General features: G+C 40.1%; 13 protein-coding genes. 2 read left to right on the forward strand and 11 right to left on the reverse strand.

Annotated features, from left to right (window positions below; all coding sequences use genetic code 11):
- Nucleotides 1–28: 28 nt before the first annotated feature.
- The 9 genes from AC59IL_RS35805 to AC59IL_RS35845 form a co-directional block, all read right to left on the reverse strand.
- Entirely contained in the window at nt 29–649 is a 621-nt protein-coding gene (locus AC59IL_RS35805; protein WP_496557065.1) for an acyltransferase, read from the reverse strand.
- A complete protein-coding gene (locus AC59IL_RS35810) occupies nt 642–1,901 on the reverse strand; it encodes an ABC transporter ATP-binding protein (RefSeq protein ID WP_496557066.1) in 1,260 nt (419 codons plus the stop codon). Before AC59IL_RS35810 ends, AC59IL_RS35805 begins: the two co-directional genes overlap by 8 nt.
- Nucleotides 1,902–1,906: 5 nt before the next feature.
- A complete protein-coding gene (locus AC59IL_RS35815; protein WP_496557067.1) occupies nt 1,907–2,725 on the reverse strand; it encodes an ABC transporter permease in 819 nt (272 codons plus the stop codon).
- 52 nt (nt 2,726–2,777) lie between these two features.
- Nucleotides 2,778–5,168 carry a GumC family protein gene (locus AC59IL_RS35820; RefSeq protein ID WP_496557068.1) on the reverse strand — a complete coding sequence of 797 codons (2,391 nt, stop codon included), beginning with the start codon at nt 5,166–5,168 and terminating at the stop codon, nt 2,778–2,780.
- A gap of 4 nt (nt 5,169–5,172) precedes the next feature.
- Complete coding sequence (locus tag AC59IL_RS35825) at nt 5,173–6,024, reverse strand: polysaccharide biosynthesis/export family protein (RefSeq protein ID WP_496557069.1); 852 nt, start codon at nt 6,022–6,024, stop codon at nt 5,173–5,175.
- Between the two features lie 68 nt (nt 6,025–6,092).
- Entirely contained in the window at nt 6,093–7,157 is a 1,065-nt protein-coding gene (locus AC59IL_RS35830) for an NAD-dependent epimerase/dehydratase family protein (RefSeq protein ID WP_496557070.1), read from the reverse strand.
- A 65-nt stretch (nt 7,158–7,222) separates the two neighbouring features.
- Complete coding sequence (locus AC59IL_RS35835; RefSeq protein ID WP_496557071.1) at nt 7,223–7,684, reverse strand: acyltransferase; 462 nt, start codon at nt 7,682–7,684, stop codon at nt 7,223–7,225.
- Nucleotides 7,681–8,691 carry a Gfo/Idh/MocA family protein gene (locus tag AC59IL_RS35840; RefSeq protein WP_496557072.1) on the reverse strand — a complete coding sequence of 337 codons (1,011 nt, stop codon included), beginning with the start codon at nt 8,689–8,691 and terminating at the stop codon, nt 7,681–7,683. The genes AC59IL_RS35835 and AC59IL_RS35840 overlap by 4 nt, the downstream gene beginning before the upstream one ends.
- 22 nt (nt 8,692–8,713) lie before the next feature.
- A complete protein-coding gene (locus tag AC59IL_RS35845) occupies nt 8,714–9,223 on the reverse strand; it encodes a UpxY family transcription antiterminator (RefSeq protein ID WP_496557073.1) in 510 nt (169 codons plus the stop codon).
- Nucleotides 9,224–9,813: 590 nt separating this feature from the next.
- On the opposite strand from AC59IL_RS35845, the gene AC59IL_RS35850 reads away from it, so the two are divergent.
- On the forward strand, nt 9,814–10,992 hold the full coding sequence (locus tag AC59IL_RS35850; RefSeq protein ID WP_496557074.1) for an acyltransferase family protein: 1,179 nt from the start codon (nt 9,814–9,816) through the stop codon (nt 10,990–10,992).
- An 11-nt stretch (nt 10,993–11,003) separates the two neighbouring features.
- On the opposite strand, the gene AC59IL_RS35855 is transcribed toward AC59IL_RS35850, so the two are convergent.
- On the reverse strand, nt 11,004–11,537 hold the full coding sequence (locus AC59IL_RS35855; RefSeq protein WP_496557075.1) for a hypothetical protein: 534 nt from the start codon (nt 11,535–11,537) through the stop codon (nt 11,004–11,006).
- Nucleotides 11,538–11,775: 238 nt separating this feature from the next.
- On the opposite strand from AC59IL_RS35855, the gene AC59IL_RS35860 reads away from it, so the two are divergent.
- Complete coding sequence (locus AC59IL_RS35860) at nt 11,776–12,879, forward strand: metallophosphoesterase (protein ID WP_496557076.1); 1,104 nt, start codon at nt 11,776–11,778, stop codon at nt 12,877–12,879.
- 62 nt (nt 12,880–12,941) lie between these two features.
- On the opposite strand, the gene AC59IL_RS35865 is transcribed toward AC59IL_RS35860, so the two are convergent.
- On the reverse strand, nt 12,942–14,405 hold the full coding sequence (locus AC59IL_RS35865; RefSeq protein WP_496557077.1) for an RtcB family protein: 1,464 nt from the start codon (nt 14,403–14,405) through the stop codon (nt 12,942–12,944).
- Nucleotides 14,406–14,440: the final 35 nt, after the last annotated feature.

The raw sequence follows: 14,440 nt of genomic DNA on the forward strand, positions 1-14,440 counted from the left end.
AATTAAATAAACGTAGCAAATGTTAAAGTCAGGTGGTATACTTAATAATTTGAGCGGGATTACCTATTACTACCGCATATTCAGGGACCGATTTTGTAATCACTGTATTGGCGCCGATGATTGATCCTTTTCCAAGTACAACCCCTTTAAGAATAGTTGAATTAAAACCAATCCAAACATCGTCCTCTATTATTATTTCCTTTTCATTCAAATCGGTATAGGTTAAATAACCACCTTCTGTAAAATTTTTGAAATCAATGTGTCTTTGATCGCTGTTAAGAGGATGAGAAATATTATCGTGAATATTTACATTATGTGCAATTAATACTCTGTCTCCGATAGCTATTTTCCTGGCTGACCATATTTTTGAGTTTTCACCTATAAAGCAGTATTCACCAATCTTTATTTCACCATCATGCGGAAAAAGCAGCAATTCACCCAGGATACGTGAATGCTGACCTATTTTCAACCTATTTTTACTTTTACTATTATTTACAAGATTTGCCTTTTCGCCCAAAAAAACATCATTATGCAATTCGGCAATTTCATTAAATAATTTTTGCCTCCTGATGTATTCCAACCTTAAATCTTCATACTTACCAATAGTATAAGCTTTATGAAATAAGGTCTTTAAGAAAGATTTAATCATAGTGCCAGGTGGGAGTAAGTATTACATTGCCATAATCAAAACCTTCATAAGGAGCAAACTCTGTTCCGTTATCATGAATTTTTACCCTGCAAATGTTTTCAACATTATCATATACGGCAATATCCCTTGCCCAAATTTGAAAAGAAAATGAATAAGTATTCGGAGCTATTATTGATGAAGGAATTTCTACAGAACCAGCATAATTATTGCCTTCATAATTTTTAAATAAAGATGCCTCTTTTAAAATCGTAAATATCCTATTCTGTAGTTTATCCTGAAATCCGATATTGATCAGCAAATTCGGAATCATTTCATTTATAGTAAAATTGAATTTGACTTTTATGTTTTCATCAAAAGAAAAATCAGATGCCATTTCATTTGATGAATTTACAGTACATACTTTATTAATATAATTCTTTTTGCCTTTTATAAATTCATCCTTTGCAACATAGCCATGGTCATCGTCGGTGCTGCTATTGCTTATATATCTGTCGAGAACTGTATTTACAGGCCCTTTAATTTCAATACTTCCTTTATTTAATAATATTCCCTTATTGCATAATTGAGTTATTACGCCCATGTTATGGCTAACGAATAATACGGTTCGCCCTTCATTTTTGCTTACATCCTCCATTTTGCCTAAACACTTTTTCTGAAACTGGGCGTCACCAACCGCCAGTACTTCATCTACAATCAATATCTCAGGTTCGAGATGGGCAGCTACGGCAAATGCCAGTCGTACATACATACCACTGCTATAGCGCTTCACAGGGGTATCGAGGAATTTTTCGACTTCCGCAAAATTTACAATTTCATCAAATTTCTTTCTGATCTCAACACGATTCATACCAAGTATAGCTCCATTCAGGTAAATATTTTCCCTACCCGTTAATTCAGGATGAAAACCAGTGCCAACTTCAAGCAAACTGGCTACACGTCCCCTGATCGTAATACGTCCCGAACTTGGTTCAGTTATACGGCTAAGTACTTTTAACAGGGTGCTTTTTCCAGCCCCGTTCCGGCCTATAATGCCTACCCGGTCGCCCTGTTGAATGTCGAAGCTTATATCCTTTAAAGCCCAAAACTCTTCGCGGGTATAAATAGTTTTTGATTTTCCTAATTTGAACGGAAATGAGAAAATTTTTCTTGCCTTACGAACCATTACATCACGAAGTGCAGTATACTTTTCCTGCTCCTCATGTTGAATAATGAATTTTTTAGAAAGATGCTCAACTTTAATTACAGCCCCCATTTGCTTTAAATATTATCCGCGAAACTTTTTTCAGTTTTCCTGAAGTAACTTATTCCAATAAAAAGAAAAAGAAAAATAACGGCAGTAGACACTATAAATCCGGGCCAATAAATTGGTTCCCCTAAAATGCTCCATCGGAATCCATCTATAATACCTGTAACCGGATTAATTGAATATGGTATTCGCCAGTTTGGCGGTATTCTGCTACTTGTCCAGCCAACCGGTGAAACAAACAGGCCGAATTGTACAATAAAAGGAATAATATATCTGAAATCGCGGTATTTCACATTCAGGGCTGTAAGGTATAAGCCAAACCCAAAAGATGCGAGGAAAGAAAGCGCTATAAAAAAAGGCAAGAATATAATTTGCCATGGTGGAACAAACCTGTAAATAAACAGCATTACAACCAATATACCGAACGAAATAAAGAAGTCAATAAAACTGGTTATTACCGAACTGACAGGGATGATCAATCGGGGAAAATAAACCTTTGATACCAGATTGGTATTACTTATCAGGCTGTTACTGGCTTCTGAAATTGCTGCAGAAAAAAACTGCCAGGGCAGCATACCTGCAAGAACCAACAGCGCATAAGGAACGGTAGTTTGTTTTTGCATGCCGGCTACCCGGCCAAAAATAACTGTAAAAATAATCATTGTCAACAGCGGACGCACAACAGCCCAGGCCGCTCCAATTACAGTTTGCTTATACCGTACTTTTATATCGCGCCAACTTAGTATATAAAACAATTCTCTGTAACGCCAAATGTCTTTCCAATAATTCTTTTCAGAAGCCCCCGCTTCAATTATCAGTTCATCCTGCATATATTATAAAAGCTCTCTTTTAATAATCCTCTAATTGCAACATGGATTTCGATTACTGATTTTTTGCTGAGCCCGATAACCATTTGCGCCAACCCTTTCGTTTAGGCGTGCCATTTTCAAAATACCCCCCCGAACCATTTACATCATATCCATAGCCATAACCATAGCCATATCCGCCATACCCATAATAACCGCCATATCCTCTTCGGTTATCGACATCATTAATAATCAGGGAAAGATGAGGCAGTTTGCTATTCCGGTACAAATCTTCAATTAATTGAATTTGCTTTTTTAGGGTATAATTATGTCGCACTATATAAATGGTACCATCTGCAAAGCGGCCGAGTGTTGCAGCATCACTTACCAGCCCTACCGGCGCTGTATCTATAATAATTGCATCAAATTGCGCTTTTAACTCCTTGAACAACTGCGTTACCTTTTCATGTAACAACATTTCGGCCGGGTTTGGTGGAACAGGTCCACAGGGTATAACAAATAAATTCTCTACGTCGGGAACAGGATGTATCACTTCATGCAAGTCAATGCTACCTACAATATAATTGGTGATTCCTTTTCTTTCATGTAAACCCAGCCCTTTCATGATCTTGGGTTTTCGTATATCAAACTCAAGTATTACCGTACGCTTTCCCGATAAGGCTAATACCGAACCAAGATTAGTGCTGATAAATGATTTACCTTCCCCACTAAACGAAGAAGTTACCAGCAACACCGGTTTCGAAATGTTCGGCAAAATGTATTGCATGTTTGACCGCACAATTCGAAATTGTTCTGCCAGGAACCTTCGGTTATTCCGTGTTACTACCAGTGCGCTACTCTCATCTGCATGGCCTATTTCACCTAAAATAGGAGCCTGGGTCAATTGCTGGATCTCAGTTTTGCTTTTTACTTTATCATTCAGATATTCCAGCAGAAATATAATACCAGCCGGAATAGCTATGCCTATAAAAAAGGCCAGCATATAAATCGAACTTTTGTTGGGACTAACAAGCCCTCCCCCCAACGCTGGTTCCATAACCTTAATATTCGAAATAGTAGAGGCAGAGGCTATGGCCGTTTCGAGCTTCTTCTGTAACAGGTACGAATACAATTCCTGCAAAATACTTTGCTGCCGGGTAACTTCCCTGATTTGTTTTTCCTTCGATGGGATGGAGCTTATCAGCCCTTCGGCTTCTTTATTTTTTTTGCCCAGCTCATTCATCGCCAGTATATGGGTTTGCCTAACATTATTGAGCGTTTCCAACATATCCTTCCGCAACTTTTCTATTCCCGTTTCCATGGTTATAATCCGGGGATTGTTGGGTGCTGTTGTTTTCGAGGCAGTTTCCCTTTCAAGTTGCAACCTGTTAAATTCAGTAACCTGTTGCAGTAACGCTGGTTCCTGAATACCTAACATAGAAGGAATGACCTTATATTGATTTTGGTCGGCAGACAAATAATTGGTCAGGTACTCAGCAACTTTCATACTGATGCCGTGCTCGGCCAATTGTTTATTGGTTTCCGACAATTCATCAAAAACCAGGCTTGATTGTGCTTCGGGGTTAAAAACCCGGTGTTTTTCACGATAATTCTGAAGATTGTTCTCAACTCCCCCCAATTCCTTGAAAACCGCTTTTAACTGTTCTTCTATAAAGTCAAGCGTTTTGGCAGCTATTTCACGTTTATCTTCCAGCCTGCTTTGCTGGTATTCTTTCATGTATTGGTTCACAATATCTACACCCATCCTAACATTTTCTGTTTGATAGGAAAGGGCTAATACATTGGTATTGTCATTTACCCTGACTACCCCAATCCCTGCGCTCAAACTATTTGCAAGATCATCCACAGGCTGCCATGTAACTACAAATTCGTTGCTCCCAAATATTTGCCAGCTTCTGTTATTATTTAAAATTCGAAAACTAACATTGGGAAGAGTAATAGTTTGATTAAAGTAATATTTCTTTGGCGATTCATTTATAGTAAACTCCGAATTATTTAACAGGGTTATCAGTACACTAAAGTTCTGTAAAGTATCAGCCTGAGAAATTATTTCAAAATTAAAAGGAACTTCACTGGGATATATAACGGATGATCTGATCTTACCTTTACTATATACCTGTTTTTGCAATCCGAGTGAACGTACTACCCGCGCAGCCAGTGACCGGGACTTGATGATCTCAATTTCATCATAAATCTTATCACTTTTTTGCATCATGAAAATGTCATCAAATTTTTCACCTCCACCACCAGGTTGTTGGTTTGTAACGAGTAGCCTGCCCGATACGCTATATACATTTGGAGAATATCGCAACTTTATATAAGCAAGCACCAATAAGATGGCTACCGAAATAGCCAGCCAGGGTAGATAACGTATGTATTTAAAAATGATCTCGCGTGGGCTCATTACAGATTTCGCACGCTGATTTACAATAGTTTCTTCTGACATAATTTTATCTTCTGAATATACTGATAAATACTGCGGTTATTGAAAGCAAACTGGCTCCTAAAGAAAAAAACTGGAATGTTGACTGGTTGTTTACCATTGCTTTATTTTTGCCTACATCTACTAACACCAGATCATTTTGTTGCAAATAATAATAGGGCGATAAAAACACATTGGGGTCTTTTAAATTCAACCGGCCAAACTGTCGAACGCCATTGATTTCACGTACAACCAGCACATTATCGCGCCGGCCGTACACTGTAATATCACCAGCGAGACCAATAGCTTCAAACGCACTAAGTTTATCGGTAGGGATCGAAAATGTACCCGGATGATTTACCTCGCCTACAATCGTTACCTTATAATTTAAAAATCGTATTTCCACATAAGGATTCTTTAACAACCCCTGACTGGCATACATTAAAGCGAGGGAATCGGCCAGTTGCTTTTTTGTTTTGCCCTCAACATGAATAGTTCCAAGTTTATATAACTGAATTTCACCCGACTGGCTTACAACAAACCCCTGCAATGTAGAAGCACCTGTGGGGGAGGCTGCTGATCCGCTGCTTAAACTATTCGCTCCTATAGTAGTACTTAAAGCCAAACCTGAAGTATTGGTCGTGGGATTTGTTACTGCTGCTGTTGCCAGCGGATCGTCGCTATAAACCGTTATGCCCAATAAATCGCCTATCTGTATTACCGGTTCCTGAACGTGTATTTTGCTTAAACGTGTTGTATCGAACGAGCCCTGCAGGTATTGTAAATTTTTTACATTGCCACAGGATGATGTAAGAATAGTAATGAAAAGAGCAATAACGACAACCGGAAAATATTTCATGCGGTGTTTTAACGTTCGCAATGGGCTATTTTTCAAGAAGTACAATTTTTGATTTATTATAAAGAATGTAAAAACAAATCCACTGTGCTTTATTTCCTGATATCCCTCAGCATCTGCAAATTCTTCTTTCCATATTCAATGATCTGCCCCATGATCTGCTCTGCAGTAAACGAAGGTTGCCAGTTCCAGTGTTGTAAAGCCTGCCTGTTATCTGTTATGTACAATGGTATATCAAAACCACGGGTTTCAGCCACACTGTTAATAACTTTATCGATCTGTAATGTTTGTTTACAAAATTTATCCAGTTGTAATAAGCTCCAGGCACAGTTGATACCGCCTCCTATATTAATGGTGCGGGGAGCTTTTGTTGTTGGTTGCTCAATCTGCTGCTGCACCAACCGAAACACATCAAACGGATGTAAAAAATCACGCACCTGCTTGCCTTTACCACCAAAACCTATAAACGAAATTGGCAAATCGAGCAGATACTGGTATACCCAAAATGAAAATATTCCCTGATCAATTTTACCAAATTGTCCGGGACCGGCAATTACACCACAACGATTGATCCATACCGGAAACCCAAATGTATAATGGTACTCCAACGCCAATACTTCCGAAGCCAACTTGGTAGCGCCATACAACGAAACAGGCGCTGCAGTGCTGAATGCTTCCGCCACACCGTATTCAGAAAAACCATGAGGCAGGGCAACCCCTTCTTTAATTGCGAAATGGTCTTCTTTTTCTGTAAGAGGAATACCGGTAAGGGCTTCAATGCTATAAACACGACTGGTGCTTAATATTATAAAACCGCTGTTGTCTCTCCGGCATTTTTCAAGCAGGTAAATAGTTCCGGTGAGGTTATTATTAATCAGTTGATGCGTACCTCCGTCAACACCGGCAGTTACAGTAGGAATAGCCGCACAATCAATTATCCAGTCGGCTTTTGGCAAGTCATCAATATCTTCCTTGCAACGTATATCGCCATGAACAAACTTACAACCCAGTTGTTGTAACAGTGAAATATTGTATTCACTGCCCCTGCGCGAAAGGTTGTCAATGCCAATCAGTTCTGCATTGGTGTAATGCTCCCTTAAGTAACGTATTATGCTCGACCCTACAAATCCTGCCGCACCGGTAATAATTATTCTCATTGAATTGCTGATTTTGGAATTAGCGATTTATTGATTTCATAAGAAAGCTAATCTCCAAAGTAAATCTATAATCGTCGTATAAGTTTGGCCGGGTTACCGGCATAAATTCCTTTTTCTGTAATATCCTTTGTAACTACCGCACCGGCGCCAATAACGGCTCCATCACATACACTTACCGGCAACAAAGTTGCATTTGAACCAATCGAAACCCTGTTACCTATTTGAGTATTTTTCCAGCCGGCTCTGTCACCAGCGGGGCCACCTGTAGCAAATACATCATTTATAAACATCACTCCATGACCTATAAAACAATCTTCACCTATGCTTACTCCTTCACAAATAAAACTATGCGATTGCACGCGGGTACGGTTACCAATCACTGCATTGCATTGTATTTCTACAAACGGACCAATAAAACAATTGTCGCCAATGTTGCACTCATACAAATTCACCGGTTGCACCACCTTTACATCTGTTCCAAAATTTACATCCCGTATTTGAGATGATAATATCTGGGGCTGGTTCATAGGCGAACTGCTGTACCGTACATTTTTTCGATCAATGAAACCGTTTTTAATCCTTCCATTGCACTGGTCGTCATGATTCCGTTATGCTGCAATACTTCTATAAGATTATCATATACCTTGTCATGATTACTCATCGACCCTTCGTAACTGCCATATTGATTGGCAATATTGCCGGCCGGCAAATTGCCAATGGTATAATCTTTTATGTTCTGATATTCCAGCTCATTCAGATATTGGCCGCCGATCTTTACAGTTCCTTTTTCGCCAAAGATGGTCAACGACCCTTCCATGTTTTTTGCATGGCTGTTTACCGTATAATTGATGGTGCCAATAGCGCCATTCACAAACTGCAGCATCACCACACCAGTGTCTTCAAACTCAATGATATTCCGGTGTGCATAATTGGCCGTCATCGATTGTACCTGGCTTACATCACCAATCATCCACAATAAAAGATCAATAAAATGACTGAACTGGGTATATAAAGTACCTCCATCCAGTTTCAGCGTTCCCTTCCAGGTGTTGGCGTAATAGTCAGCATTTCTGTTCCAGAAGCAATTGAGCTGAATACTATAAATTTTGCCAAGCCTACCCTCTTCCAATGCTTTTTTTACAGCTACCACCGGTGGGTTATACCGGTTCTGTTTTATTATGAATAACCGCTTCCCTGCATCATCCGCCTCTTTGATCATTCGCTCGCATTCTCCGGTACTCAGCGCCATCGGTTTTTCGCACAACACATGAAACCCGGCCTGTAATGCTTTGATGGAATGTTCGCCATGCAATCCATTGGGGGTGCATACACTCACAACATCCAAACCAGCTTCTTCTTTTAACAGATCATCTATATTATAATAACTCCGGGCTTTGTATTCTTTGGCCAGTTTATCGGCCTTATCTTTTACCACATCACAAACAGCTACTAAAATACCCCTGTTACTGATATGTCCGGCATGCCTTTGTGCAATTCGACCGCAACCTATAATAGCAAACCGGATTTTGTTCATATAGCTCTGCTGTACCAGGTGACTATTTATCGATCAAAATAACTTTCGATTTATCGATATAGGCCGTGAGAATAAAACCTATGCTTTCAATTACCACTTCTACCTTTTTATGCAGCACTTTTTTTACTGTTCCCTCCTTACCCATAAGAATACCACTTTGTACCATTACTTTTTTACCGGTTGTAATATCAACGGGCCGAACTTCTACATCGTGATGTTCGTTTAAAAACCTTTTGATAATTTCAATTTCCTTTTCTTTAATAATCGCCGGTTTTCCAAGCCAGTAAATAAAGTTTACCACCCCATCGGTCATTCGTACCGGCGTTTTTTCATCTTCGTTCACTTTTACGAACAGGTAAGATTTAAACAGCGGCTCTTCAACAATTTTTACCCGGTCGCTCCATTTGCGATGTACTTTATTGAGCGGACAATAACATTCAATGCCTTTTTCCTGCAAAAGCTTGTGCACTTTTTTTTCCCAGCGGGGCCGGGTGTACACAGCAAACCATTTTTTTGTGGCAGGTGCAGGCATTAGATGGTTGGTTATAAGTTCTAAGTTTTAAGTTCTCTGATGGGGTTTAAGGCTCTGAGTTCCGGGGTTTAAGTTGCGCATGGCTTCGCCTCGTCAGTCACACGATTTTTCGCGCAACTAACTGATTTTAAATAGAATACAACTATTCAGGTATCGCAATAAAGAATAATAAAAGGGCATAAGAGAGCACTTCCCTGAAGTACTCCTTATACCCTTCCACTATAAAATATATTTAAAGTAACAATTAGCTCTTCCACAGGAATTCTTTCCATGTTTTTATTCTAAAGCATGGAAGTTTTAACCATTCGGTACTTCCATCGGCAAAAGCCTGCAATGCTACCTGAACGGGTGCAAATATAGGTGTTTTTTAATGTGTATAAACATGTGCAAAAAAACTTAAACCATTATTTTTCAACTAAAAAAGTCGTTTGCTCAGTCACAGGCCTTTATCAATAATTGAAAAATATATTAAACCAGATTATAACCCCCGTTTGGCCAGCAAATGCCGCAAGGTAAATAATCCTTTTTATAATGACCGTTTTCCCAGGCGGCGTTTTGTATCTTGAGCCTTGTACTTTAAACATACGCAAGTGCAAAAACGCTTTTATTCCCTCGATGTATTCTGTGGCGCCACTGTGGCTTTTATGATACTGGTTAATAACCCCGGCAACTGGGGGTACCTGTATGCGCCGCTTGAACATGCTCCCTGGCATGGCTGTACGCCTACCGACCTGGTATTTCCCTTCTTTTTATTTGCAGTTGGCAATGCCTTGTCGTTCGTAATGCCCCGGTTAGAAGCAGCCGGCACCGCCGCCTTTCTCAAAAAAGTGGTCATCCGTAGCTGTCTGATATTTGCGATTGGCTTTTTTCTGAACTGGTCGCCTTTTATCAGGTGGGATGATGACCACCTGGTGTTTAAAGCCTGGGAATATACCAATGCAAGCGGTACCATTGTGGGCATTCGAATTTTAGGGGTTCTGCAACGTATTGCGCTTAGCTATTTTTTTGCTTCGCTCATCGTTTATTTTTTCAAAATACGCGGCGCCTTTGTTTCGGCCGTTGTTCTTTTGTTAGGATACTGGATGTTGTGTTTACTGCTGGGCAACCCGGCCGATCCGTACAGCCTCAATGGATATTTCGGATTAGGAGTTGATAAAGCCGTATTAGGCGAATCGCATATGTATCATGGTGAAGGGATGGCATTCGATCCTGAAGGCATTACCAGCACCCTTACCTCCATTGTTCAGGTGATCTTTGGCTATTTTGTTGGCTTTTATATTCAGCAAAAAGGGAAAACCTATGATATGCTGGCGCATTTGTTTGTAGCAGGATGCATATTAATTTTTACCGGTTATGCGTGGGACATGGTATTTCCTATAAACAAAAAAATATGGACGAGCTCCTATGTGTTTTATACCACAGGTCTTGCTATACTGGTACTGTCGATTTGTATCTTTTTAATTGAGTTTAAAGAAATAAAAGGTGCCCTGAGCCGCTTTTTCGATGTATTTGGTAAGAATGCCCTGTTCATTTTTTTCCTGAGTGGATTTTTACCCCGCATAATTGCCCTGTTGCGCTGGACAGACCATATTGATGAGAATGGCAAAAAAGTATATACGAGTGCGTTCCCATGGTTTTACCAGCATGTCTGCAAACCGGTTTCAGACAATCTTAAAAACGGATCTTTACTGTATGCGATTTGCATGATCATTTTCTACTGGCTGATTGTGTATTTTATGGATAAGAAGAAGATTTATATTAAGGTATAAGTACATGCTGGTTACAACACCACTTTCCGCAATAACCTGAACACCAAACAAACAGCAATAAATAAAGCACTCAGTATAACAATCGAAAATTTGGTGGTAGCCATATCGTACGCCAGCAATACCGACCATTTGGTGGCCGTGCCATGAAGGCTTTTTAACATTGTAATGTTTTCAATAACATCACAAATGCCCGCCCCAATTAAAAGGTAGGTGAAAAATTTACCGGTGCGCATTAATATTTCATGCTGGCTTAAACGGCCAACATACACACAGGTTACAGCAAGGCCCGAAGTATATAAAGCAATAAATAAAAAATCGAGGTATACGCTGATAATGGCATGATTCAGCTTTCCGTAAGTACTCCAGTCCTGAATGATTCTATCAGCAACTGATAGTTCTTTGGCCAGCTCAAAACGAACAATTTCGCCTGTTGCCAAAGGTTGCATGTACCATTTTGACGCAATAATGAACAGGCAATTAATGGCGAGTAATAACCAAAACCAGCGTTGCAAATTGGAAGGTGTGGCAAACGATAGTTGTTTCATTTGAATGTATTTTATTCACAGGCAGTTGTGCTCATTTTGTGCAGTGCCTGAATAACTTTGCCGGGCAGGATTCCGTGTGGGGAAAATCGATATATTATAGCCAAAAATTCAAACCATGCTATAAATGATATCGATTTGCTATATTACTAAAGTAATAAATTCCGTACAGAAATGAAAAATAAAAAATTAAGAACGATAAATGAAGAGGTAAGAATTTCCAACTGAAGAATGTCAAATTATGAAAAAGTTGCTACAATGGCTGTTTAGAAAACCGGTTACCTGGCTGGCCGAAAAAATATCTTCTTCACCTAAAAAAGATAAGGTTTTTCAGTCGTTAACCGAATTACTGAAAGAAATTCGTAATCAAAAGGAAAACAGTGGTATCATCGTGCCTTTTGAACTTTCAACAGGTAAGTTCATTATTCTTTCTGATGAACATAAAGGCGCCCGCGATGCAGCAGATGATTTTCGCCTGTCAGAAAAAAACTATATCGCAGCGCTCGACTATTATTACAACAACGGTTTTCAATTCATAAATCTGGGCGATTGTGAAGAATTGTGGGAGAACAAACCTGATATTGTGATGGAAAAGAACCAGACCGATCTGCGGGCAGAGCTACGCTTTCTTGAACAGGACCGCTACTATCGCATTTTTGGCAATCACGATCTGCAATGGAAATTTGATCTTCCCCGTACCCGTTACCTGAAACCTGTTTTTGGTAACAAACTGAAAATATATGAAGGCATTTTGTTAACTACATCTTACAACAATCAGCAATATTCCGTTTTTTGTACACATGGCCACCAGGGCGATCAAAAGAGTGATGGCAACGCCTTCAGCACCTGGTTTGTTGCCGCCATCTGGACACCCATTCAACGTTTTCTTGAAATAAGCATTAATTCAACCTCCGATTCGTTTGAACTGGTAGATAAACATAACGTGATCATGTACGAATGGAGCGCTACGCAACAAAACCTCGTATTTATCTCGGGTCACACACATAAACCGGTTTTCGCTTCGCTCGATCATATTGAACGGCTAACCAAACAATTGGAAAAAGCAAAAGCACAGCACGATACCGCAGCCATGCAGAGCATCGAGGCCGAACTGGAAAAAAGAAAAGCGGAATATGCCGGTAAGCAATTTCATAAAACAATGGTAACTCCTTCTTACTTTAACAGCGGTTGCTGTTGCTTCAACGATGGTGATATTACCGGTATCGAAATAGATGGTGATAATATACGGCTTATAAAATGGAAAGAAGATGGCCATCAAAGCCAACGTATTGTTTTGGAACAAAGCCCTCTTTCGTATATTTTTGATAAACTATCCTCCAAATGATAAATGTCGAATTTCGAAGTATGCCTTTACTTCTACATTCGACATTTAATATTCAACATTCGTTATTCTCCAGAGAGTTCGCCTTTTTTCTTCCAGGGCTTGGGTGCAGTGCCATCCATTTTTACAATTTTTGGCATGAATTTACCCACCACATCAACCAACGCCTGCTGACTCTTCATCACCACTTCAATATCTTTATACGCATGCGGTGCTTCATCTAATCCGCCTCCCAGTAGCTTTACACCATACTTTTGCAATTGATCTTTCAGGTCTTTATGGGTGATGGCTGCCAACGCTTTTGTACGGCTCATCTTTCTTCCGGCGCCATGCGATGCCGAAAAAACCGAAGCGGTCTGCCCTTTTCCTTTTACTATAAAACCGGGCGCTGTCATAGAACCGGGAATAATACCTAATACATCTTTACCAGCGGGTGTAGCACCTTTACGATGAACGATCACCTCTTTTTGTTCACCATTATCAACAGTCAGCATTTCTTTCCATGCAAAATTGTGGTGATTTTCAACCCGTGCCATTGGTTTTTCGCCAATGGCTTTTGATAATTTCTGATGAATGATATGATGACATGCCGATGCATAATCACCCGCCAGGTTCATGGCCAGCCAATACTCAATACCTTCGGGTTCATCGAGGTTCAGCCATGCAAGATTCGCTGCTTCGCCGGGCAACCGTCTTTTTTCCCTTGCTATTTTAGTATAATGAGTGGCGATATTGGCACCCAACGCACGCGAACCCGAATGTGTTAACAAACCAACATATACACCCGCATCAATACCAGGGATGGTATCTTTTTCACCAATTTCAACCACACCAAATTCAGCAAAGTGATTACCCGAACCACTTGACCCAAGTTGCTTCCAGGCCCTTGTTTGCAACCCTTTTAATAAAGGCAGTTCGTCGAACTCGGTCCGCTCCATCACTTCGTGATCAACTGCTGCTTCAAATATGGCCCCGCTTCCAAATAAAGTAGCTTCCTGCAATTCACGGGTGAAAAAATGTTCGCGCTGCACCAGTTCTTTCGGACTAATATCAAACACGCTTAAACACATGCGGCAACCGATATCAACTCCTACCCCATAGGGTATCACTGCATTTTCGGTAGCCAACACACCTCCGATAGGCAAGCCATAACCAGCATGCGCATCCGGCATCAAAGCGCCTGCTACAGAAACCGGCAAGCGGGCCGCCAGGTTCATCTGATGCATCGCTTCTTTTTCAATATGCTCGCCTCCGAATACATTAAAGGGAATACCTGTATCATTCAATGAAATCACTTCCCCCGATTCTACTATTTTCTTTGGTATAAGCTGTTGTGCAATTAAACCCAGCACCGCATCATTTTCATATTCTACCGGCGCACTCAATATTTTTTGTAACAATTCCATCACCTCCTCCTTTTTCTCATACTTATAATTCTTCTCCATTACATTCATCGCTATACTTATCACCGGTCCTTCGGGATAACCTAAAGCTCTTAATTCTTTTCCTGATATCTTTAATTTCGACATATTTCTTTTTTAAAGCTGCCGTTTTTGTTAACGGC

Source organism: Niastella sp. sgz303648 (assembly GCF_059587045.1).